20 protein-coding genes and 2 tRNA genes are annotated in these 22,995 nt (G+C 65.9%); 9 read left to right on the forward strand and 13 right to left on the reverse strand.

Annotated features, from left to right (window positions below):
• The gene (locus WAS25_RS02240) at positions 1-1,068 is read right to left on the reverse strand and encodes a DUF2891 domain-containing protein (protein WP_422309888.1); all 1,068 of its coding nucleotides are present in this window, start codon (positions 1,066-1,068) and stop codon (positions 1-3) included.
• 53 nt (positions 1,069-1,121) lie between these two features.
• Between WAS25_RS02240 and WAS25_RS02245 the strand changes: the two genes are divergently transcribed.
• Positions 1,122-1,211: transfer RNA gene (locus tag WAS25_RS02245), tRNA-Ser, on the forward strand.
• A 78-nt stretch (positions 1,212-1,289) separates the two neighbouring features.
• Here WAS25_RS02245 and WAS25_RS02250 read toward each other — a convergent pair.
• Together WAS25_RS02250 and WAS25_RS02255 are read right to left on the reverse strand one after the other, a co-directional pair.
• Positions 1,290-3,395, reverse strand: a complete 2,106-nt coding sequence (locus WAS25_RS02250; protein ID WP_422309889.1) for a hybrid sensor histidine kinase/response regulator — start codon at positions 3,393-3,395, stop codon at positions 1,290-1,292.
• 1 nt (position 3,396) lies between these two features.
• Complete coding sequence (locus tag WAS25_RS02255; protein ID WP_422309890.1) at positions 3,397-6,417, reverse strand: ABC transporter substrate-binding protein; 3,021 nt, start codon at positions 6,415-6,417, stop codon at positions 3,397-3,399.
• A gap of 191 nt (positions 6,418-6,608) precedes the next feature.
• Between WAS25_RS02255 and WAS25_RS02260 the strand changes: the two genes are divergently transcribed.
• A complete protein-coding gene (locus tag WAS25_RS02260) occupies positions 6,609-8,075 on the forward strand; it encodes an aminoacyl-histidine dipeptidase (protein WP_422309891.1) in 1,467 nt (488 codons plus the stop codon).
• Positions 8,076-8,151: 76 nt separating this feature from the next.
• A tRNA-Ser gene (locus tag WAS25_RS02265) sits at positions 8,152-8,242 on the forward strand.
• A gap of 386 nt (positions 8,243-8,628) precedes the next feature.
• On the opposite strand, the gene WAS25_RS02270 is transcribed toward WAS25_RS02265, so the two are convergent.
• Positions 8,629-9,297: a DUF502 domain-containing protein gene (locus tag WAS25_RS02270; RefSeq protein WP_422309892.1), complete on the reverse strand. Its 669-nt coding sequence runs from the start codon at positions 9,295-9,297 to the stop codon at positions 8,629-8,631.
• 4 nt (positions 9,298-9,301) lie between these two features.
• Positions 9,302-9,613 carry a DUF4010 domain-containing protein gene (locus tag WAS25_RS02275; protein WP_422309893.1) on the reverse strand — a complete coding sequence of 104 codons (312 nt, stop codon included), beginning with the start codon at positions 9,611-9,613 and terminating at the stop codon, positions 9,302-9,304.
• 687 nt (positions 9,614-10,300) lie between these two features.
• Between WAS25_RS02275 and WAS25_RS02280 the strand changes: the two genes are divergently transcribed.
• Positions 10,301-10,729: a rhodanese-like domain-containing protein gene (locus WAS25_RS02280; protein WP_422309894.1), complete on the forward strand. Its 429-nt coding sequence runs from the start codon at positions 10,301-10,303 to the stop codon at positions 10,727-10,729.
• Between the two features lie 755 nt (positions 10,730-11,484).
• Here the strand turns inward: WAS25_RS02280 and WAS25_RS02285 are convergent.
• The 6 genes from WAS25_RS02285 to WAS25_RS02310 form a co-directional block, all read right to left on the reverse strand.
• Positions 11,485-11,670, reverse strand: a complete 186-nt coding sequence (locus WAS25_RS02285) for a hypothetical protein (protein ID WP_422309895.1) — start codon at positions 11,668-11,670, stop codon at positions 11,485-11,487.
• 129 nt (positions 11,671-11,799) lie between these two features.
• The gene (locus tag WAS25_RS02290; protein WP_422309896.1) at positions 11,800-12,105 is read right to left on the reverse strand and encodes a hypothetical protein; all 306 of its coding nucleotides are present in this window, start codon (positions 12,103-12,105) and stop codon (positions 11,800-11,802) included.
• A gap of 177 nt (positions 12,106-12,282) precedes the next feature.
• Positions 12,283-12,756, reverse strand: coding sequence for a hypothetical protein (locus WAS25_RS02295; protein WP_422309897.1), 474 nt, complete (start codon positions 12,754-12,756; stop codon positions 12,283-12,285).
• A gap of 98 nt (positions 12,757-12,854) precedes the next feature.
• Positions 12,855-13,868 carry a guanosine monophosphate reductase gene (locus tag WAS25_RS02300; RefSeq protein WP_422309898.1) on the reverse strand — a complete coding sequence of 338 codons (1,014 nt, stop codon included), beginning with the start codon at positions 13,866-13,868 and terminating at the stop codon, positions 12,855-12,857.
• Positions 13,869-13,897: 29 nt separating this feature from the next.
• Positions 13,898-14,710 carry a sulfite exporter TauE/SafE family protein gene (locus tag WAS25_RS02305; RefSeq protein ID WP_422309899.1) on the reverse strand — a complete coding sequence of 271 codons (813 nt, stop codon included), beginning with the start codon at positions 14,708-14,710 and terminating at the stop codon, positions 13,898-13,900.
• A 17-nt stretch (positions 14,711-14,727) separates the two neighbouring features.
• Positions 14,728-15,876, reverse strand: coding sequence for an ABC transporter substrate-binding protein (locus WAS25_RS02310; RefSeq protein WP_422309900.1), 1,149 nt, complete (start codon positions 15,874-15,876; stop codon positions 14,728-14,730).
• A gap of 76 nt (positions 15,877-15,952) precedes the next feature.
• On the opposite strand from WAS25_RS02310, the gene asd reads away from it, so the two are divergent.
• The 3 genes from asd to WAS25_RS02325 are packed head-to-tail and all read left to right on the forward strand — an operon-like array spanning position 15,953 to position 17,834.
• On the forward strand, positions 15,953-16,885 hold the full coding sequence (gene asd, locus WAS25_RS02315; protein ID WP_422309901.1) for an archaetidylserine decarboxylase: 933 nt from the start codon (positions 15,953-15,955) through the stop codon (positions 16,883-16,885).
• A complete protein-coding gene (gene scpB / locus WAS25_RS02320; RefSeq protein WP_422309902.1) occupies positions 16,882-17,598 on the forward strand; it encodes an SMC-Scp complex subunit ScpB in 717 nt (238 codons plus the stop codon). The genes asd and scpB overlap by 4 nt, the downstream gene beginning before the upstream one ends.
• Positions 17,595-17,834, forward strand: coding sequence for a hypothetical protein (locus WAS25_RS02325; protein ID WP_422309903.1), 240 nt, complete (start codon positions 17,595-17,597; stop codon positions 17,832-17,834). Before scpB ends, WAS25_RS02325 begins: the two co-directional genes overlap by 4 nt.
• 15 nt (positions 17,835-17,849) lie before the next feature.
• Here WAS25_RS02325 and WAS25_RS02330 read toward each other — a convergent pair whose 3' ends face one another.
• Together WAS25_RS02330 and WAS25_RS02335 are read right to left on the reverse strand one after the other, a co-directional pair.
• Complete coding sequence (locus WAS25_RS02330) at positions 17,850-18,080, reverse strand: hypothetical protein (RefSeq protein WP_286353645.1); 231 nt, start codon at positions 18,078-18,080, stop codon at positions 17,850-17,852.
• 51 nt (positions 18,081-18,131) lie between these two features.
• A complete protein-coding gene (locus WAS25_RS02335; RefSeq protein ID WP_422309904.1) occupies positions 18,132-20,120 on the reverse strand; it encodes a protein kinase domain-containing protein in 1,989 nt (662 codons plus the stop codon).
• A gap of 142 nt (positions 20,121-20,262) precedes the next feature.
• Here WAS25_RS02335 and rpsU point away from each other — a divergent pair, with 142 nt between their 5' ends.
• Together rpsU and WAS25_RS02345 are read left to right on the forward strand one after the other, a co-directional pair.
• Entirely contained in the window at positions 20,263-20,469 is a 207-nt protein-coding gene (rpsU, locus tag WAS25_RS02340; RefSeq protein WP_291206512.1) for a 30S ribosomal protein S21, read from the forward strand.
• Between the two features lie 90 nt (positions 20,470-20,559).
• Positions 20,560-22,980, forward strand: a complete 2,421-nt coding sequence (locus WAS25_RS02345) for an endonuclease MutS2 (protein ID WP_422309905.1) — start codon at positions 20,560-20,562, stop codon at positions 22,978-22,980.
• The last annotated feature ends 15 nt before the right edge of the window (positions 22,981-22,995 follow it).

Raw genomic sequence — 22,995 nt, forward strand, 5'->3', positions numbered from 1 at the left:
TCAGCTCCCCGCCAGCATCCGCACAGCAAAGGTGGCCAGCCAGTGCTCCCCTTCGTAGCTGCCGGATGCGAGGTGCGGCAGTGAGGCCCGCGCGTGCCGGTCCGCGAGCCTGAGCAGCCCGGCGGAGCGCGCGTCCCGGTTCCCCAGCGCCGCGGCGATCCGGCGGAGGGCTCGCCCCCGGCTGAGGTTCAGGCCATCCAGGTGCACAATCTTGGGATCCGTGCGGTCCGAGACCACCGCCGGCACCAGCCCGGCAGCCATTCCGGGCAGGAAGCCCTGCAGCCAGCGCCGGTAGGCCGGGAGTGCCAGCACCCTCGACATGAGGGCGGCCTCCTCGAGACAGGGGGACAGGAAGTCCTCCCCGCCCGGCTCCCAGGCCAGGGGCCCGTTCCGGTCCCGTCCGAACCAGTCCCGGGCGCGCTCGCGGATGAGGGCCTCGAAGCGGGCATCGCCGGTGGCCTGGGCGTAGTCCAGCGCCAGCTCCAGGCTGAAGGCCGTGTTGGGGTGGACGCCCGTGCGGGTGGGGTAGGTCTGCTTCGGCAGGAAGGCCATGAACCGGGTCGTCAGTGCATCGGCCAGGGGCCGCAAGGCAGCCGCCCAGCGCTGGGCCGAGGGGTCCTCCCATTCCCGCAGCTCCGCCGCGAGCTTCAGCAGCCAGGCCCAGCCGTAGGTCCGCTCGAAGCTGCGCCGGTTGGGCTGGTCGAGGTAGGCGACCTCCGCAGTGATGCGCTCGGGGCTCAGGTTCTCGTCCAGCACCGCGCGGATGTCAGCCGCCCGGGCCATGCCCGGGTGATCCCGCAGCAGCTTCACGAGCATCCAGTGCCCATGCACCGACGAGTGCCAGTCGAAACAGCCGTAGAAGGCCGGGTGCAGGGCCTTCGGAGCCTGCACCTCCCCGGCCCCGTTCATCACGTGATCCAGCTTGTTGGGGTATTCCTGCCGGACGCACCGCAGCGCCAGGGCCGCGAAGCGGTCCGCGGCTGCATCGGTGAGGGCCAGCTCCACTTCCTGTGCCTGGGCCGCCGTGAGGACCGTCATGCCGAGGACCGCGCGCCCCATCCATCCCATGGCAACCTCCGAAGGCTGGATTCTACCGGGCGGTTTGCTAGAATGAGCGTTCCGGAGAGATGGCCGAGTGGTTGATGGCACCGCACTCGAAATGCGGAGACGGGGAAACCTGTTCGGGGGTTCGAATCCCTCTCTCTCCGCCAAAACGGGCCCCGGATGGGCTCGTTTTGGTGGAAAACGTCCAGCGGGCTTCGAAATCACTGAATCGCTGGCCTCAAGCCCTACCCCAGCGCCCGGTCCACCGCACCAGTCAGGGCCTGCAGGTCGAAGGGCTTCTGGATGAACCCTGTCGGACGGAGGCCGTGCAGCGTCTCGATGGCCTCGCCCTCGCTGTAGCCGCTGGCCAGGATCACCTTCACCTCGGAGTCGCGGGCCTTCATCTGCAGGAAGGCCTCCTTGCCGTCCATGCGGGGCATGGTCAGGTCCATGAAGACGAGGGTGAACTCGCCCTTCTGGAAGCGCTCCAGCGCCTCCACCCCATCCCGGGCGGCCACCACCTGGAAGCCGAGGTGCTGGAGCATGCTGCCGAAGCTGAACCGGAGGTCGGCCTCGTCATCCACGAGCAGCACCTTGCCGTGGTAGCCGCCTTTCCGGGCCCCGGCCTCGGGGCCGGCGGAGCTAACGACCTTCGCCTGGCTGGCCCGGAAGTGGATCTGGAAGACGCTGCCGAGATCGGCATCCGAGTGGATCTCTAGGCCCGCCCGGTGCCCCCGGACGATGCCCAGCATGGCCGAGAGGCCGAGGCCACGACCGGAGCCCTTGGTGCTGAAGAAGGGATCGAAGATGCGGGCCTGGACTTCAGGCTCCATGCCGCACCCGGTATCGGTGACCCGCAAGGTGACGTAGGGTCCGGGCTCGAGCCCCTGTCCGGGCAGGACCGTCTCGATCTCCTGCTCGCCGAAGTCGCTGAGGCTGGTCGCAATCTGGATGACGCCCTCGGTCTCGCCGATGGCTTCGGAGGCATTGGTGACCAGGTTCATCACCACCTGCTGGAGCTGGGCCGAGTCTGCCTCAATGGCGGGGAGCCCAGGTGCGAGGTCATACTCCAGGCGGACGCGCTTCGAGATGGACACGGTCAGCAGGTGCGTGATCTCCGTGACCAGCCGATTCAGGTCCATGGGCTCCACCACGAAGTGCCCCCTGCCCGAGTAGGCCAGCATCTGGCGCGTGAGCTCCGCCGCCTTGCGGATGGTACCCTCCATGTTCTCGAGGTAGGGCCCCGAGGCGCTGCCGGGGGTCAACTTCATCTGGGCCAGGTTCAGGTTGCCGAGCATGGCGCTCAGCAGGTTGTTGAAGTCGTGGGCGATGCCCCCGGCAAGCACGCCGAGGCTCTCCAGCTTCTGCGTCTGGCGCAGCGATTCCTCGCCCCGCCGCCGCTCAGAGACGTCCGTGAACATCACGAGCCACTGGTCGCCGATGCTGGCCGCCTGGATCTCCAGGTGGGCGGTCCGGCCGTCCTTGCAGACCACGGGGTACTCGGCGGGCGGCACCGTCGTGCCGGTGGCCACGGCCTTGGCACAGGCCTCGGCCCAGTGCGTCGCGGCCCCCTTCCGCAGGTGGGGATTGGGGTAGGCCTTCTCCCACCAGGCCTCGAGGTCGGGCAGGTCCTCGCGGGTGTAGCCGAGCACCTGCTCGAACCGCTGGTTCACGAAGCCGATCTCCCCCTGGGCGTTCGCCAGGCAGATGGGAATCGGCGCGTTCGCCACCAGGGACCGGAACCGGAATTCGCTTTCCTGCTGGGCCGCCAACGAGGCGCCGAGGCGCTCCCGCTCCTGGTGGTACTCCTTCAGGACCGTCCAGAGGATGATTACGCAGACCAGGCTGGACAGCGTGAACCCCGTGACCAGGTCCAGGAACCGCCCCTCGGGATGCGGGAAGGGCCAGACGAGCCCGGGACGCAGCCGCTCGATCCATAGGAGGCCAAGGCCATTGACCAGGTAGAGCCCGAGCATGAGCCACCGGGTCCGGCCCTTGAAGAAGATCACCAGGTACATGGCGGCGGTGATCAGGAACATGCCGATGCTGCCCTGGGAGCCCGCGTTGCCGAACCAGATGACATCCAGGTTCGCCAGGTGGAGGAAGAACAGGAGCTTCATCCCGTAGTGCCCGCGGAAGGTGGCCCCAAAGAGGCCCAGGCAGAGCAGGCCGAACGTGAGGACCGACCCGTTCACGAAGCCCGGCAGGCTCTGGGGAAAGTTCAGGGGGACGACGACCAGGATCGAGAGCAGGCCGCCGACCAGGGCGAGCCCGCGAAACAGGCGCCGCTCGATGGTCGAGCCTGCGTCCGGACTCCACCATGTCGACAGGCCTTTCAGATTGATGCTCACCTCAGCCCCTCCCCCTCAGGGCCTTTTCCAGCGTCTCCACCAGGGTCTTCAGCTGGTAGGGCTTCTGGATGAATCCCGCGAGACCCCGGCCCAGGAACTGCTGGATGGCCTCCTGCTCGTTGTAGCCACTGGAGAGGACCACCCGCACCGTGGGATCCGCCTCCTTCATCCGGCGGAAGGCCTCCTTCCCGTCCAGGCGGGGCATGGTGAGGTCCATCAACACGAGGGTGTAGACGCCGGGCGTGAAGCGCTCGACGGCCTCCAGGCCATCCCGCGCCGTGTCCACCTGGAAGCCCAGATGCTCCAGCATGGCCGCGATGCTCGCACGGAGGTCCTCCTCGTCATCGACCAGGAGCACCCTCCCCTGAAAGGGCATGGTCGCGGATGCCACCGGATCTTCGGTCGCGGGTAGCGCGGTCCCCGCGGCCCGAAAGTAGACCTGGAAGGTGCTGCCCTGGCCGGGTTCGGAGTAGATCTTGATGCCCGCCTGGTGGCCCCGGAGGATCCCCAGCATGGCGGAAAGCCCCAGCCCCCGGCCTGAGGTCTTGGTGGAGAAGAAGGGATCGAAGATGCGCGCGAGGGTCTCCGACGACATGCCACAGCCCGTATCGGCCACCTGGAGGGTCACGAACCGGCCCGGCGCCAGCTCCTGCCCGGCAAAGAGGAAGTCCATGGCCTTCTGGTCCAGGTCTCGGACACCCGTGGCGATGGTGATGATGCCCTCCTTGTCCCCGATGGCCTCCGAGGCGTTGGTGACGAGGTTCATGATCACCTGCTGGACCTGGGTGGCGTCCGCCTCGATGGCGGGGAGGCCCGGGAGGAGGTCGTAGCGCAGGACCACCTTCTTCGAGATGGAGACGGACAGCAGGTGCGTGATCTCCTCGACCTGGCGGCTGAGGTCGAGGGGTTCGACGACGAACCGGCCCTTGCCGGAGTAGGCCAGCATCTGCCGAGTGAGGTCGGCCGCCCGCAGGATGGTGCTCTCCATGTTCTTCAGATAAGGCTCCGAGGGAGCGTTCGGCGGCAGCTTGATCTGGGCCAGGTTCAGGTTCCCGAGCACGGCACTGAGGAGGTTGTTGAAGTCGTGGGCGATGCCGCCGGCCAGAACGCCGAGGCTCTCCAGCTTCTGTGCCTGTCGCAGCGCCTCGTGGGAGCGCCGTTCGTCGGTCACGTCCCGGCTGATGCCGGCAACCAGGTAGATGGTGCCTTCCGGGTTCCGGATGGGCACCATCTGGGTGAGCAGAACCCGCTTACCCGTCGGCAGGTCCAGCACCTCTTCGTAGGTGAGGTTGCGGCCCGCAGCCACACAGCGCTGGAGGTTGCCCATGATGAAGTCGGCCAACACCCTGGGCAGACAGGCCTGAGGGGTTTTGCCGAACACCTGGTCCTGGGTGACGCCGAAGGTGGCCGCAAAGCTCGGGTTCACACCCTCGAACACGAAGGCGCCGTCCGGCGTCACCCGCAGGACCTTGATCAGGTCGGGGGAGTTCAGGTAGATGCCGCGGTAGCGATCCTCGCTGGCCCGCCGGGCAGCTTCGGCTTCCACCCGCGCCGTGACGTCCATGACCAGCCAGACCTCGCAGGCGGCGAGCATGCGCATGCTGATCTCGACGCTGCGGCGGCCCCCATCGCGACGCACCACTTGGGCGGCCAGGGGGGTCACCGGGTGTGTGTCACGCTTGGAGAGGTAGGCCCGCTGCACCCGCTGGCCGCCCTGGGGATCGAGGATGCGCAGCCAGCCCTCGAAATCGCACAGCTCGGACCGGTCATAGCCCGTCAAGTGCTCGACCGCGGCGTTGGGATAGAACCCTGTGTCGTCGATGTAGACGGCCCCTGCAGGAAGGTTCTCCACCAGCAGGCGGAATCGCTGCTCCCGCTCGGCCAGGCTCGTCTCGGCCTCGCGTCGGTGTTCGACCTCCTCCAGCAGGGCCTTCGTCCGCGAGTCCACCTGCCGACGCAGCTGGAGGATCCAGAGTGTTCCGATGAGCCCGACCACCAGCACGGCCACCAGGCCCAGGCCCGTCCACTTCAGCAGGGCGGCACCCACCGGGCTGGGAGGTTCGAACAGGAACGGCCTGGGATCGCGGACGGCCTTGAGCACCCCCAGGTTCACGGCCGCCTGGGCGATCCGCTCGAACCGGCCCGGGTTCATGTGCCCGGCGTCCACCAGTCCGGGCAGCAGGAGCCCCTTCATGCTCTGGGCCTCGTACTCGAGGTGCTCCCGGGTCACGCCGCGGGCCTTGACCTCGGGCATGGCGAGGATCAGGTCGATGAGCTCCGCCGGGTGCTCCATGGCGTAATCCCAGCCGCGAAAGGAGGCCCGGCGGAATCGCTCAGTGAGTTCGGGGTTGTTCTTGGCAAAGGCCCGGGTCGTGAAGAGCAGGTCCCCGTAGAAGTCGATCCCGTAGTCGGCGGGGCGGATCAGGCTCAGCTCGGCACCCTTGGCTTCCAGCCCGAAGGGTTCGTCGGTGAGGTAGGCCGAGATGGCATCCACCTTCCCGCTGATCAGGTCATCGAGGTTCCAGCTGTGCGGCACCGCCCGGATCTTCTCCGGCAGGATCCCCTCGGACTGGAGCATGGCGAAGATCTCCATCTGCCCCTGGTTGCCAGCGAACATCACCCGCCGACCCACGAGATCCGAAGCTCGCACGATCTTGTTTTTGCGCAGGGCGATGATCACATAGGGGGAGTGCTGGAACACCACGCCCAGCGTCACCAGGGGACGCCCCTCCTGATAGGCCTGGAAGACCTCCATGTCGCTGACGCCGAACTCCGCCTCGCCCCGTTCCACGGTTGCCAACGGCAGGCGCTTGGGCCCGGCCTCGCGGAAGGTCACGTCCAGGCCCTCGGCGGCGTAATAACCCTTGGCCTGGGCCGCGTAGTAGCCTGCGAACTGGAAGGCATGGGCCCACTTCAGCTGCAGGGTGACCTTGCGGGGAGGCTCGGACCGCAGGGGCCCCGCCAAGACGAGCGCCAGCACCCCCGCGAGGAATCGCCGACTGGCTGGTAGGAGGCGTCGCACGGAGACCCTGAGATGGGACGGCGATTTCGGGGAACTTCACACGGTTCGAACTGCATCGGTGCGTCAGGGCTATCGGCTGAGATTCAAGAAGGTTAATCCACTTGAATACCCTCGCATCGTGATGCGCGTCACGCCTGCATCCGTGGCCCCCCGGTACCCTGGATTCCTGGCCCAGATCGACCTGAGGGCCAATGACCATGGGAGACCCTGTGAACGCCCTGCTCGAAACCCTCGAACCCAAGACCTTCTGGTCCTACTTCCTCGAATTGTCCAGGATCCCCCGCGGCTCCAAAAACGAGGCCGCCGCCGCGGACTGGGTGGCCGAGCAGGCCAAGGCCCTGGGCTGTGATGTCGAGCGCGATGCCGTGGGCAACGTGATCATCCGCAAGGCCGCCACGCCCGGCAAGGAGGGCCGTCCCACCACCTGCCTCCAGGCCCATGTGGACATGGTCTGCGAGCAGAACGAAGGCACCAACCACGACTTCCTCAAGGATCCCATCCAGGTCTGGCGCGATGGCGACCTGCTCCGCGCCAAGGGCACCACGCTGGGGGCGGACAACGGCATCGGCGTCGCCGGCGCCCTGGCCGTCCTGGCCAGCAAGGACATCAGCCACGGCCCTATCGAGGTGCTGATCACCATCGACGAGGAGACGGGCCTCACCGGCGCCGACGGTCTCCAGCCCGGCCGCCTCAAGGCCAAGTTCCTCCTCAACCTGGATAGTGAGGAGGAGGGCTTCCTCACCATCGGCTGTGCCGGCGGCGAGGACACCATCGTCACCCGCAAGCTGACCCGCGAGCCCCTGCCCGCCGGCACGCGTGCCTTCCGCCTGAAGGTCTTCGGCCTCAAGGGCGGTCACTCCGGCATCGACATCAACGCCGGCCGGGGCAACGCCATCCGCATCCTCGCCCAGGTCCTGGGCGCGATGAAGCCCGCTTTCGGGTTCGGCCTGGCAGCCATCAAGGGCGGCAACAAGCGCAACGCCATCCCCCGCGAGGCTTCGGCCATGATCCTGCTGGATCCCGCCCAGGAGCAGGCCTTCCGCACGGCGCTGGCCACTCACGAGGCCCACTGGCGGGCCGCCCTCGGCGCCCATGATCCCGGCCTGCACCTGGCCCTGGAAGCCGGCGAAGCCACCCAGATCATGGCCGGCACCGATGCCGAGGCGCTCCTCCGCCTGCTGCTGGCCCTGCCCCATGGCGTCGAGGCCATGAGCCCCGACATCCCCGGCCTTGTTCAGACCTCCACCAACCTCGGCGTCATCAGCACCCGCGAGGAGGAGGTCGAGGTGAACATGCTCACCCGCAGCTCCATCAATGCATCCAAGACGGCCCTCTCCGAGCGCATCGCCGCCACCTGCGCCCTGGGCGGCTTCGAGTCCCACGTCACCGGCGGCTACCCCGGCTGGAAGCCCGAGCCCAAGGCATCCCTGGTGCAGGTCGTCCAGGATGCCAACCAGAAGGTCTTCGGCCAGCCCCTCAAGATCATGGCCATCCATGCGGGCCTGGAATGCGGCCTCATCGGGGAGAAATACACCAGCATGGAAATGGTCTCCTTCGGCCCCAGCATGTGGGACGTCCACACCCCCGACGAGCACGTCAGCGTGCCCTCCGTGGGCAACTTCTGGAAGCTCCTGGTGGCCGTCCTCGAGACCGTGTAGCCCTTCCGATCACGGCCCTTGGTCAAGGCTGGGGGCCGTGATAACCTTGTTGCTTCCGCATTTCCGTGGAAGCCAGGGAGAGTTGTCCGAGTGGTTTAAGGAGCACGCCTGGAAAGTGTGTGTAGGTCAAAAGCTTACCGGGGGTTCGAATCCCCCACTCTCCGCCAACAAACCCCTGATACCGAAAGGTTTCGGGGGTTTCGTTTTTTTTAGGAATCGAACTTCCAACCTACCCCTATAAATGGCGCGTATCTCACTCGTATCTAAATTCCCCCGTGGGCGGACGCTTGTCTCCCCTGGCTTGACCCTGAGCCCCCGAGACCTCCAGGCCCCCGAATTTCGCCTTCCAGCGGTAAGAGGGCCGATCCAAGTGATGAGGTCCACCACATACAGGGCCCTAATGGTCCTGCCTTCGGCCAGGGCATCGGAAACCTAGTCCATGGCCCATTGCTGATTGGGCCTAACTGGTGGGTGTAGCGCGAGACGCGGGGCGCGAGGCGCTAGGCGGGTTGCGGCAAGTCAGGAGTGGGCAGGGACAGGGGCCCTGGCTTTCTTACCCCAGCGATGAGGCGGGTCGCTCGTCTTTCAAGAGGGTGGGCGGGGCCACGATCCCCATGGAGATATAGACACTGGTGAGGGTGTCGACCCCAATATGGGCCGGACGCACCCACTCGGCGGGGACATAGAGCAGGCCGCCGCCGATGGGCACTGGTGCCGTTGGGACGAGAATTGCAAAATAGGCCCTGCCCTCCAGGAGGACCGGGACAGGGTTGGGCAGCAGGGCAAGCACGGCCACGCCATCTCCCCCGAAAAAGCACCAGACTGGACTCATGGCCGCAATGTCCACATCCTGCTTCTGGTCCACTAGCCCGACGAAACGGTCAACAAGACTGTACAGACTGCCAACCACCGGGATTCGCCGAACCGTGCGATCCACGAAATCCGTCAGTGGCTTCGTCAGACGCGACCGGACCGCAAGGCCCAAGGGATAGATCACGAGGACCAACAGGGCCGAACCGGCCAGGTACTCAAGCACTGGGTGATTGGTGAACGGCTGACCAAACAGCGAAAAAAGGCGCCCCGCAGGGCTGGTTGGCCCCAGATACACATGGATCACATTGACGACCCAGGCAAGCAGGGAGAGCGTCAAGACGAGTGGAAGCAAAGCAAGGAGGCCCGCTAGCCAGGTTCCGGCAAGTTTCTGAAGTAATTGTTTTGCCATGCCGCTACTCCAAACTCAAAACCACCAAATGACGAGCAGGCCAATGCCCCCAGCACCAACTGAGTTCCAAAAAGCATGGCAATGCGGCGCCCAAAACTCCAGTCTCCGGCGAGCGACTCGTTCCAGCCATCAGCACAGTGTTTGAGGCAACCCCTAGCAGAATGGTTGTCACGGCCACCAGAACGGCAATGCTTCCGGTCTGCGCCAAACGAGCCCTGGAGTGAGTGCTGGCGTCCACATCCGTGGTCCCCGCCAGGATGCCGGTCAAGTAGGTGTCGCCGGTCCCAAAGTACGTGACTGCGGCCTTGGCCCTCACAGACCCAGCGGGAAAACGCAGCAAACTTGAGGGCGGCGCTCAACTCGAAAGGGTTCTTCAGACTGATGTCCCCACTGTCTGGGGAATCGTGGATACGGGACCTGCGCCAAAGGAAGGCGCTGGCCTGTCTCCATAACTTGGAGAATGACCCGGGGGAGGCCCGCTACGGTGGACATCGTAAGGCCTTGGGTGAAGTGCGATGGGTTCACCGATAGTCCAGTTCTCAATTGCATTGACAACCTGGGACAGGAACAGGGGATGAAAGAGGAGTCTTGCGGAGGTCCTCAAGACGAGAAGGAGCCTGCTCCCGGGCTCATGACGGCTTCTCAGCCGTGGCCTTGAGGTTCTTCGGGACCATGGCATTACCCACACCAAACCTTCCCCCAACCCGGTGCAGATCGATGAAGATCGCAGCAAAGAGCACCATGTCATCCTCGAGAGTATGGGCCGAGGGATTGGACAGTTTTTGGCGCTTACTTGCAGGTGGATAGTGGCCCTACTGCGGGAGGGCTCTGCGCCCCTGCCGCTTCGTCTCTCCCCAGAATTGCGAGAAGGCGACCTCCTGGCCCTCGCGGGATCTGACCATGTCCTCGACGAGGCATGGCATCCGGTGGGAGAGCGCGTGTAATTCACTGGTGTTGGTGAAAGATTTTTATATCTGGGGCATCCAATGGACAGGAGGTAGACGTGTACGGTCGGTTTCGGTGGACTATTCCCACAACACTTATGGTGGCGGTTCAGGCCTGCGGGATTTCCGCCTCGGACGCGGATCTGAAACGCGTCTCGCCTGAGCAAGCCAAAGTGATCATTGACGGGCAAAAACCCTTCCTGCTGGATGTGCGTACCGAGGCTGAACACACAGACCGGCACATTCCAGGTACCGATGCACTCATCCCGCTTCAGGAGCTTTCCCGGCGAATCCACGAGTTGGAGCAGTGGAAGGGCAAACCCATCCTGCTCTATTGCCGTTCGGGTAACCGAACCCAACAGGCGGCGAAGCTGCTTCATAAGCATGGATTCACCGATGTGACCGACCTGAAGGGGGGCATTCAGGAATGGATGTCCAAGGGGTATGTGACCGCCACGGGGCCTTTTGTCCCTTTGAAGGCTCCCTAATCCGGCAAACCAAGAACCTATTTCTGGGGCTGTCTTCAATGAAGTGGCAGTGGAAGCTGGGTCGTTACGCAGACATCGATAGTATGCATCCACGAAACCTTTGTATCGATCCTTGCCTTCGTCGCCTGGAAACACTGGGCCCTGTGACCGCAAGGCGGCTTCTTTCATCTGGCTGCGAAGCGTGGGGGAATCGAAGTCGCTTGAATGCTGGCAGGTAGGTGCAGGTAGTGGCAATCCGGTGGACTGCTGGAACCGTGGAGCGCCGTGCCAGCATTTCGTGCGGCCGGAATGGACGCCGCGTAGCGGTGGCCCTGGAGGGAATCCCGCTGATGGTTCCTCCGTCACCTCGCAAGGAGGAGTTTCAATTGGTGGGGCAAGGTGGGGGGGTGGCAGTGACAGGGACGCCCCGCCTGGCGTTGGCAGATAGGCGGGCGTTCAGGGTCTCGGGGAGAAGGCGTTACTTGACCCCGTCCATCCACATGATCACCTTCAGCAGAAAGTAGGAGACAACGACGACTCCACCGAGGTAGGCCCAGATCAAATACCTGCTCTTGTCGGATTCCTGGGTAGCCATGCGGCCTCCGGGACGATATGTGGCTGTTTGCGATAATTGATCGTCACAATACGCCGTTTGGGGTTTCCATGGGGAAACCATTTATCTGGTTCCGGAATTTCCGGATTCCAGGCTCGAAGGCCCGACTGGCGAAGTCCCTCTGGGGCCTCAACCCGTTGGCATGCGGCTCGGCCTGCTCCCCTCAGCCGACCCTGAGCACTTCCTCCTCGATGACCTGTGCCACCTGTCTGGCGGCCTCGGATCCTGCGTCATCCCCGGCCAGTTCCCGAGCGCGCTGGACTTTCTGGGCGATCGCCAGGCAGGCCTCCGCCGTGGTCTTCTCAATGACCTTCACAGGCAGCTTGGTGCGCGCATTTCCGGGCGGCATGGGTCCTCCGGATCGAATGGGGGTTGATAAGGGACATGGTAACAGCATGGATCTGCCTATCCCCATCGGCGTCCAAGATTCGGAAGGTAAAAACCAGCAATGGTCGCTTCTGGATGACGAATGGACTGCCTAGGCGGAGCGGGAGGGTTCTGCTTCGCCCAGACGCAGACCACAGGTCTCTTCCGCCCGGACTGAAGCCAATCCGCACCCGTCATCCACGGTCAGGGTTGCCCCCTGCTTGCGGTTGCACTCCCGGCAGAGGGGCAGGATGTACCAGGATGCGTCGCCCACCATGCCCAGGGCCTTCATGCCCTCCAGGACCTCCTTCTGCACCCGACCACCCTCCTCGATGGGGTTCCGGCACATCACGACGGCGCAGGACTGCCGGTGCGTGAACGCCTCACTTGGCTTCCCATAGCAGCGCCAGTGGCTCAACCAGCTTCCGCATCGGCAGGCTGGAATCGAATGGCCATTGAGGTTCTTGACCACCATGAAATTCTCCATTGGATCCAAGTGATCTTGCCGCAATTTTACGTATCGCGTCAAAGATAACAACCCCTTTCCGGCCGGCCATACGAGACCGACCGATCAGGTGGACCCGGGGACTCAGGGCTATTTGCCGGGCATCTTCTTGAGATCCATCCGCGAGGCGCGCTTGGGCAGGCGGGTGGAGAGCTTCTTCAGGTGCTCCTGGTCGTGGCACTTCCCGCAGGTGGCATCCATGTTCTTCTTCGCCACCTTCGAGTCCGGGTGATTCTTGGGCACCACGTCGTGGGCATGGCCGTGGCAGGTCATACAGGAGGGGGCATGGTCCTTGCCCTGCTTGCGGGCGACCCCATGCACACTGTTGCCATAGTCCTGGCCCTCGTGGTCGTGACAGCGCACGCACTGCGGGGGCGGCATCTTCTCGGGATGGGGCAGGGTGGTGATGGCCGTATGGCAGGTCACGCAGCCCAGCTTGCCATGGGTCCTGGTCCTGAACTTGGCGAGGTCGATGGTGTCGTGGCAGGCCACGCACTCGGTGGGATCGGGAGGGGGCGCGGCGGCGAGTCCCAGGGCGAAACATCCCGCAAGCAGCAGTCGCATGGCGTCTCCAGGGCAAAGGGTGGGACTCCAGGGTAGGCCTTCGTCCGGGATCCGAACAGATCCGAAAGATCTAGACGATGCTCCCGCGGGTTGGCGGCTCAGCCCAGGGTCTTGTGCGGCAGGCTCTCGACCCGCCCCGCGGGGGAGACCAGCACGTAGTTCAGTTTCCGCTGGAGTTCGCGGATGGTGTTGGCCCCGGCGTAGGTGAGGCCCGAGCGGAGCCCGCCGACGATGTCGGCGAGGATCTCTTCCTCGTCCTCGCGGTAGGGGACCTTGGTGGCCACGCCCTCGGACGTCTTCCAGCCGGTGAGGCCGCCCAGGTGGTCGTCCGCGACCTCCTTGCTGGCCATGCCCCGATACACCTTGTGGGAGGGGTTCCCGGTGCCGTCCCGGATCGGCTCGCCGGGCGTGGGACGGGTACCGGCGAGCATGCCGCCGATCATCACGAAATCAGCGCCGAAGGCCAGGGCCTTCACGATGTCGCCAGGGGTGCGGATGCCGCCATCCGCCACGATGGACCGGTCGGCCCGGGCGCACTCCTGGATGGCAGTGAGCTGGGGCACGCCGAAGCCCGTCTTGATGCGGGTGGTGCAGACGCTACCCGGGCCGATGCCCACCTTGATGATGTCGGCGTGCACTGAGGCCAGGTAGTCCGCGCCCGCGTAGGTGGCTACATTGCCCGCCATGATGCAGGCATTGGGCGCCATCTGGCGGATGCGCTTGACCATCTTTCCCACGTACTTGGCATGACCATGGGCCACATCCACACAGAGGTAGTCGGCCCCCACATCCCTCAGGGCCTCAATGCGCTCCAGCTCCGCCTCTGAGGTGCCCACTGACACGAAGGCGGGAAAGCGGCAGCGCTTGAACATCGCCACGTTCTCCTCGACGGACACGAAGCGGTGGAGCACGCCGATGCCGCCCCGCTCGCCCACGAAGTTGGCCATGGCGTCCTCGGTCACCGTGTCCATGTTGGCCGTCAGGATCGGCAGGCCCAGCGTGAGCTTGCCGGACTTGTCGGTCATGCCGATGTCCACCACCCGGCGGGACTCATGGTGGTTGTAGGCCGGGATCAGCAGGACATCATCGAAGGTGATGGCAGTCTCGGACATGGGGCCTCCTGAGCCGGGATTGAACGCCTTCAGGCCGCGTAGGTCTTGTAGAAGTACCAGGCCGACAGGATGAACCCGATGGCCACCACGCCACCCCGCACGGTGGTGCGCCCCACCCGGTGCGCCATATGGGAGCCGAAGAGCCCGCCCAGCCCGGCGGCCACGGCCATGGGGAGCACCAGCATCCACTTCGCGTTGCCGGGATGGCGCAGGAACTCCATGGCCATGAAGGCGAAGATGGCGATGCCGTTGATGCAGAGGGCCAGCAGGTTCTTCAGGCCGTTCATCTGGTGGATGTCGGTCAGCCCCAGCAGGCTCAGGGCCGCCAGCATGAGGATGCCGATGCCGGCGCCGAAGTAGCCGCCATAGATGCCGACGATGAACTGGAAGCCTATGGCGGCGAGCCACCAGCCTGGCGTCCGCTCGTGGCCGTGCACCTTCTTCAGCAGCTTGCTGACAGGATCGTTGGCCGCCAGGAGCACCGTGGCGGCGAGTATCAGCCAGGGCACCAGTTGGTCGAAGACCTTCTGCGGAGTGACCAGCATGAGCCAGGCGCCAAGCGCGCCACCGATGAGCGAGGGGGGCATCAGGCGCAACGCGAAGGCCTTGATGCCGGCGAGATCCTCCCGGTGGCCCCAGAACCCGCCGATGCTGCCGGGCCAGAGCGCGAGGGTGCTGGTGACATTGGCCTGCTGGCCCGTGAGGCCGATCCCCAGCAGTGCGGGGAACGACACCAGCGTGCCGCCCCCCGCGATGGAATTGATCGCCCCGGCGGTGAAGGCCGCGGCCATGACGGTGATGATCGACACGATGCTCATGTCATCCACGATGACAGGAGGCACCGCGCCTCAGTAGTGCGTTACTTCCACTTGAAGGGGAAGACCGGCTTTTTCGAGGCGTACTCCGGCGGCCACACAGTCTCGTGCTTGCCGTTCTGGATCTGCTCCACCAGCATCTGGTGCTTGTTCTGGTTCGTGTAGCCGTTGTAGTCCACAAACTGGACCTCGCCCATGATGCCGTTCCACTTGCCGTCGTTCAGGGCGACACGCAGCTTCTCGCGATCCCCGCCCACCTTCGCGGCGCTTTCGGCCATCACCATCATGGAGGCATAGGCGTTGGCGGCGTGGTAGGGCACCTCCTCCTTGCCGAACTTGGCCTTGTAGCGCTTGCCGAAGTCCTTGGCGCCGGGCCAGTTCACGTCGGTCGTCCACTGAGTGCTGGAGAACACATTGTTGGAGATGGCCTGCTCCCGGGCGAACTCCGAGGAGGCGAAGCCCGCGCCGGCGCCGAGGAAGGCCTGGGGCGTCAGCCCCACTTCCCGGGCCTGCCGCATGAGCAGGATGCCGTCCGCCACATAGGACACCATGAACACAAGATCCGGCTTCACGCCCTTGATCTTGGCCAGGGTCGAGCGGTAGTCGGGAGACCCCGAGGCATAGGCCTCCTCCATCACCACCTGGATGCCCACCTGGGCGGCGAATGCCTTGGCGGACTTCGCCCCGGAGGTGCCGAAGTCCGTGTTCTCATTCAGGATCGCCATGGTCTTGGGCTTGCCCAGCTTCTGGGCCATGGAGATGAGGATGGAGGCGTAGTCCTCTGTGGTGGCGCTGAGGCGGTACACGAACTTCTGGTTCTGGCGGGTGATGTCCTCCTTGGAGGCCACCGGCACCAGCAGGGGCACCTTGTACTTCTCGGCCAGCTTGGACACGGCGTTGGCGCATGCGGAGCTGTAGGGCCCCACCACGCCCGCCACGCGGTCGCGGGTGACCAGCTTCTCCATGGCTGACATGGACACCTGGGGCTTGCCCGTGTCGTCCTCGATGACCAGCTCCACCTTGATGCCCTTCTTCTGGAGATCCTCCATGGCCAGCTTGTAGCCGTTGGTCATGTATTCGCCGATCGGCGCCTGGGTGCCGGTGACGCAGTTGATGACGCCGATCTTCAGCGGCGTCTGGGCCTGCAAGGCGAAGCCGAATGCCAACAGCGACGACAAGATCCTCTTGCTCACGGGGGCCTCCTGGGGGGGGATGGATGGATTGGGGTGGGCACCACGCTACCACAACCCAGCCGGTTATCCTGGAGGCATGCATCTCTCCTGGCTCCCGCCCGCGCGCCTCGCGCTCGTCCTCGCCCTGCTCTGGGTGGCCTATGTAATGCTCTGGACCCCGGGACCTCTCTCCCTGCGGGCCTTGGGCCTCTATCCGAAGCGCCTGGGCTCCCGGGTCGTGGGCTGGGCCGCCACCCGCACCCTGCCCGCCGCATGGCGGATGCCCCTGCTGGGGCGCTTCGCGGGCCACTACGGCATCAACTTGGCCGAGGCGGAGTTCCCCCTGGAGGAATACGCCAGCCTCCAGGCCCTGTTCACCCGGCGCCTGAAGCCCGGTCTCCGGCCTCAGGAACCGGCGCTGCCGGGCTTCGTAAACAGTCCCGTGGACGGCCGCATCATCGCCAGCGGCCGCATCGAAGCCGGCCTGGCCATCCAGGCGAAAGGCCTGCCCTACCGCATCTGCGAGCTGCTCAAGCATGATCCGGAAGCTGCCCGGTTCGAGGGCGGGCACTTCCTCACCCTCTACCTGTCGCCCAAGGACTACCACCGCATCCACGTGCCGCTGGAAGGCCGGGTCAAGGCCGTGTGCCGCGTCGAGGGGGAACTCTGGCCCGTGAACGACGCCAGTACCGGCCATGTTCCACGCCTCTATGAGCGCAACCGCCGGGCCAGCTGGACGGCCCTCGGCGCGGGCGCCTGCGAGGGCCTGGAGGTCGCCGCCGTCCTGGTGGGCGCAACGCACGTGGGCGGGGTGGTCATCGATGCCCGCTGGCTCGAGGGGCGCGTCCTGCCGAAGGATGGCGGCTGGCAGGTGGACCACCTGCCCTGCGCCCCGGGCGACGACCTCGGCACCTTTGAGTTCGGCTCCACCGTGGTGCTGCTGGTGGGCGGACCCAGGGCCGCGGACTGGGTGGCGGCCCGCACCTCGGGCGATGTGAAGATGGGACAGCGGCTGGGGGCCTACCGGTGAACGACGTCGACCTTTTTCATCAAGAGCCCCTCTGGGATGAAGGTGGCGACCTGCCCGGCGCGCTGGAGGCGCTCTTCACCGCCGCTGGCGAAGTGCTTGATCTGGCGCGCCTCCGCGAGCTGACCGGGCTGGCCGACGGCGCCCTCCAGCTGGGCATCGAGAAGCTCCAGGAGCGGCTCCAGAGGGCCTCCGGCCTGCGCCTGCTGGAAGTCGGCGGCGGCTGGCGCATGGCCACCAGCCCCGTCTACCGGGAGATGGTCTCGCGGCTTGTCACCACCACCCGCAGTGGCCGGCTCACGCCCGCCCAGATCGAGGCCCTGGCCATCATCGCCTACCGCCAGCCCGTCACCATCACCGAGCTGAACGCCATCCGTGGCGTCACCAGCAGCGCCAACCAGGTGAAGAGCCTCATGGAACGGCAGCTCATCACCCCTGCGGGCCGTAAGCCCGTGGTGGGCCGGCCCATGACCTATGCCACCACCCAGGCCTTCCTCCTGCACTTCGGCCTCAAGAGCCTCCACGACCTGCCCCGCCTCGAGGACTTCGGCGAGGGCCGTCTGGAGGCCGAAGCCCTGGCCGCCCTGGAACCGCCCCTGCCCGAGGACGGCCTGTTCGGGGGAAACGCCATGATCACGGAGCCGGAGCTGGAGGACGACCAGGAGCTGCTGGTCGAGGTGGAACCGGCCGCCCCCGATGAGGACCACCCGGCATGAACCAGATCAGCCTCGAAGGCCAGCCGGCCCAGCCCAAGGTGGAGAGCCCCACGGGGTTTTTCCTGCAGCCCTGGCAGAAGGGCATCCTGCTCGTCGTCGTCCTCGGCATCCTCTACCTGCGCATCTGGCGGCGCAAGCAGGCCAGGACACAGATCTGCAGCCACTGCGGCAAAAAGAATCCCCCGCACCAGAGCAACTGCATGAAGTGCGCAGCGCCCCTGATGAGGGTGGATTAGCAGGTCAGCCGATCGTTAAAACTCGATCTCGATGGACTCTTCCGCGAGGTCATTCTCCTCGCCCAGGACTTCACAGGCGGCCCCGTACATCTGCAGAACCGCGGTCTTGCGGTTGCTGAGGCTCGTGAGCAGGTCCTTCACGCGCTGGACCTCCGAGGCGATGGTGTTGTTGATCTGGGAAACCTCGGAGCGGCAGCGCTCCCGAGTGGTCTCGTAGAAGGCTTTCTGGTCCTGGCTCAGATCCATGGGGTGCTCCCGGGGTGGCGTACAGAATGTAAAAATCGAGTTTATACCGTTTCAGGACCAACCGGCCATGACCAGCATGATGACCAGGATCACAGCCAGAGTCAGGATCACGGGAAGCAGCCAGCGCGGCCTGGCAGGGACAGCCGGCCCGGAAACCATCTGGCCAGGGGCTTCCGGGGCGGTTTCAAGCCCGGACATGGAGCCATGGTGCTGGGAGGCGGTCTCCACGCTGGTCCGTTCGCTCAGCACTCGGTGAGTGCCGCTGGTGAGGCTGCTCGGCGCAGGGAAGCGGGCCGAGACAAGGGTCTCCAGGTGCTCCCGGGAACCCCTCAGCAGGGCGTTCATGTACTCGGCCACATCGTGCTCGGTGATGGGCGTACCCTGGCGCTGTAGGTAATCCCGCAGGTCGCGTTCCATGAACCGGGCCGAGGGGTAGCGGTGATCCACGCCCTTCTGGAGCGCACGGCTGACGATGCCCGCCATCTCGCGGGACACATTCGGGTTCAGCATCGACAAGTCGGAGATGCGGCCCAGGCGCACCTTCTCCAGAACCCCCAATTCCGAATCGGCCTGGAAGCAGCGTTCGCCGGTGAGCAGCTCGAAGAGCACCAGCCCCAGGGAATAGAGGTCCGAGCGGTTGTCCAGAGGCTGCCCCGTGGCCTGCTCGGGGCTCATGTAGAGCAGCTTCCCCTTGAGGGCGCCGGCCACGGTGTGGCTGGCCTTGCTGGCGGCCTTGGCGATGCCGAAGTCCACCAGCTTCACGGCGCCTTCCGTGGAGAGGATCACGTTCTGGGGGCTGATGTCCCGGTGGACCAGCTTCAGCTCCCGGTCGTCGAAGCCCCGCTTGCGGTGGGCGTAGTCGAGGGCGGCGGCGACCTTCATCACCACGAAGGCGGCCACCTGCTCCGGGAAGGGCGCCCCGTACTCGCGTACCTTCCGCAGGAGGGTGCGCAGGTCCCGGCCGTTCACGTACTCCATGGCGATGTAGTAGGAGCTCCCGGCCTTCCCCAGGTCAAAGATCTGCACGATGTTCGGGTGGGTCAGCTGGGCCGCCAGCTTGGCCTCGTCGATGAACATGGTGACGAAGTCCTCGTTGTCGCTGAAGTGCGGGAGGATGCGCTTGATGGCCACGATCTTCTGGAAGCCCTGCACGCCCCGCTGCTGGGCCTTGAACAGCTCCGCCATGCCGCCCACGGCGATCTTCTCCAGCAGGAAGTAGTTTCCGTATTCCTCGATGGCCGCGGAGGCACCGGGACTCTCGGGCCGCACCAGCGTGGACGGCGCGGGCTCACCAACCGGCGGCACCTGGGCGGCCACCCATTCGAAGGGGTCGTTGACGCCCGAGATGCCGCTCAAGGTGAAGTCGGAAGGCCCCAGAGCCTCCACCTGGGCAGCGGGGGTCGGCAACCTGGACTCGGCCATCCGGGTCGGAGCCACGGTGACAGTGGGTACGGCCAGGTTCGCGCGCTCCGGGGTGGAGAAGGAGAGGGCCTCGACCTCCTGGAGGACGGGGCCGAAGATATCCTCCGCACTCAGGGGAGCCTGTGGCGGTGGGGGCGCCGCCTGGGCCGAAGCCTGGTGGAACAGCCTGAAGGGATCGGTCGGGGCGGGGTCGGCCTCCTGTTCCAGATCCTGCAGCAGGTCCCCAAAGATGTCGTCCCGGCTCAGCTTCGCCGCCTCCGGCCGATACTTCCTCAGGGCCAGGGCGAGGGCATTCCCGGGCTGGGTGCGCTCTAGGTAAGCCTCGACGGCCATCCCTTGTCCCTGCGGGATGGAGCCAGGGGCGGAAGTCTCCGAAAGCACCAGGACCGGCAACCCGGGTCGCCGCTCCTGGAGCCGCTGGGCGAGGGCATAGCCCCCCCCACCCGAGGCAGAGGGCTCCACCAGGAGAAGGTCCGGGTTCCTCCCCTGCTCGAGGAAGGCCTGGGCATCGGCCGAACGGAGCCAGCACACCTCCCAGCCGTCCCCCTCCATGGCCGAGACCAGTCCCGGCGTCCTGAGGGACTCGCCGTCCACGATCAGAAGCAGGGGATTCGACATGGGGCTCCGGGCGGCAGGGAGCATTCAGGGTAGCGGGAGGCATTCAACCTCGCCATAACTCGAAAGTTGGGATACACTTCTCGTTCGGCCCGGACCTGCCTGGCAGCCCGGCCGAAATCCACGGGAAAGGAGGTGCATCCACATGCCTTTGGTCAAGGTCAAAGAAGACGAGACGTTCGAGTTCGCCCTTCGCCGCTTCAAGCGGAAGTGCGAGAAGTCCGGCATCCTCAGCGAGCTGAAGAAGCGCCAGCACTACGAGAAGCCCAGCGCCAAACGCAAGCGGAAGATGCTTGCCGCCCGTAAGAAGACCCTGAAGCGCCTCTCGCAAGAGCGTCGGATGATCGGTTGATCCTGACGCGGCGCTGCACGCCGCGTTAACAAAAGGCCCGCGAAAGCGGGCCTTTTGATTTACTGAAGGCTCAGGAATGAAGATCCAGCCATGAACCCCGAACTCGAAGCCCTCGAATTTCCCGAAGCCATCCGGCTGATTCAGTCGGGCGCGCGGACGGCTCAGGCACGGAAGGCACTCGGCGCCATGCGCCCGGGAGATGGCCTCGCGGGGCTGCGCCGCCTGCACCAGCTAGAGCTCCAGGAGCTCTGGGCGGCCTCGCCGGACCGCCTGCCCACCTTCCCCATGGACGAGTCCCTGGAGGAACTGCTGAATCCGGCGGGCTGGCTGCTGCCGGAGCACTGGCGGCAATTGCGGGATGGCCTGAAGGCCATGTCCGTGCTGCTGCGAGGCCTCGCCTCCCTGGACTGGCCCGAGACCCAGCCGGCGCCGCCCGGCACGCACCTCGGCATCGACCGCCTGCAGGTCACCGCCGCCCTGCTGCCGGATCCGGCACCGCTGGCCGAGCGCCTGGCGAAGAGCTTCAATGCCGATGGCCAGCTGGATCCCCTGCGCATCCCGGCGCTGGCCAGCCTGTACAAAGTGCGCCAGGAGGCCTTCCAGGCCGTGCAGGCCAAGCTCCAGAAGTTGCTGCGAAGCTCCCCGGACGCCTTCAATGAGGCCATGGTGGTCGAGCGGAATGGCCGCTTCTGCCTGCCGGTCCGGCAGGAGCGGCGCGGGCTCGTGCCGGGACTGGTGCTGGATCGCAGCGGCAGCGGCGCCACGGTGTTCATCGAGCCCATGGAGGCGGTGCCCCTCAACAACGCCTTCGTCGAGGCCGACCGCGACTATGTCCAGGCGGTCCAGGCCTTTCTCCGCGACCTACTGGCCGACCTCCGCACCCGCCTGGAGGACTTCACCCGCTGGCGCGACCTTCAGGCCCAGGCCGACCAGGGGCTGGCGCTCCTGCGCTGGGCCGCCCTCTGTGATGGCCACCTCCCCGAGTTGGCCTCCGACCCGAAGCAGGGCCGCCTCTGCCTCCTGGACGCCCGCCACCCGCTGCTGCTGCCCGCCGTCCGCGACGCCATGGGCCTGGAGCCCCTGCCCCACCCGGTGGTGCCCCTCAACCTGGTGATGGAACCTGGCAGACCCGGTCTGGTGATCTCGGGCTCCAACACCGGCGGGAAGACCGTCGTTCTCAAGACCGTGGGCCTGCTCGCCACCCTGGCCACCTGCGGCTGTGCCGTGCCCGCCCGGGAGGGGTCGGCCTTCCCGGCCCTGCCCAGCCTCCATGCGGACATCGGCGACCACCAGACCATCACCGGAAGCCTCTCGACCTTCAGCAGCCATATTCTGCATCTGAAAGAGATCCTCGAAACGGTTCATGACGGCGGCCTGGTCCTCCTGGACGAGCTCGGCACCGGCACCGATCCAAAAGAGGGTGCCGCCCTGGGCATCGCCCTGCTGCAGACCCTCTCCCGGCGGCACTGCTGGATCCTCTGTTCCACCCATCTGGGCGAGATCAGCCAGTGGGCCCTCCGCCACACGCGCTTCCAGAACGCCTCGGTCCAGTTCGACGAGGCGCGCCTAGCCCCCACCTACCGCCTGCTGGTGGGCCAGCCCGGACAGAGCCGCGCCCTCACCATCGCGGCCCGCCTGGGTTTGCCCCGCCCCGTCCTGGACCACGCCGACAAGGTGCTGGGCCAGCGCGAGCAGGACTGGCGGGACTTCCTCCGGGAACTGGAGGCGGAACGCACGCGTCTGCTGGAGGAAGGCGAGACCCTGCGGCAGGCCAAGGCCGCCGCCGAGAAGGACCGGGAGATCCTGCGCCAGCGGGAGGAGCGCCTGCGCATGGAACGAGAGGCGTTTCAGGCGGAATCGAAGGCAAAAGTGGCCCGGGTGCTGGAGTTCCTGGACCATGAGGGCAAGCGCCTGGTCAGGGATCTGAAGGAACAGCAGAAGGCCGAGTCCGTGAACGCGGACCGACTGGGCACCGAGGCCCATGAGCGGGTCCGGCTGCTGACGCGGCTGGCCGAGACCGAGCTGAAGCCCGGCGGGGCGGAGCACCGGAAGTCAGTCCCCCAGGACATCCGTGAGGGCGGCTTCGCCCGGCACCGGGGCCTCGGCGTCGAAGGCCGGGTCACGACCCTGAAGGGCGACCGGGTCACCCTGGAGACCCCCCAGGGCCGCCGTCTCGAGTGCCGGCTGGGCGAGCTGGAACCCATCGGGGCCCGAGAGATGGCTCCGAGAGCGACCGGCAAGGTCCGGGTCCGGGCCGAGGTCCAGGAGCTGGAGTCCGAGATCAACCTCATCGGCCGGGCCAGCGATGATGTGGACAGCGAGGTCTACCGCTTCGTGGAGGAGGCCCTGGCCGCGGGACGCAGGTTCATCCGCATCGTCCATGGCCACGGCACCGGAAAATTGAAAGCTGCGGTCAGAGAGGCCCTGCGCGGGCACCCTGGCATCGCCCGGGTGGAGGACGCCCCCCAGGCCCAGGGCGGGGCCGGGGCCACCGTCGTGACGCTCCGGTAACCTCCGAAAATTCAA

The organism is Geothrix sp., assembly GCF_049292215.1.
Taxonomy (GTDB): Bacteria; Acidobacteriota; Holophagae; order Holophagales; family Holophagaceae; genus Geothrix.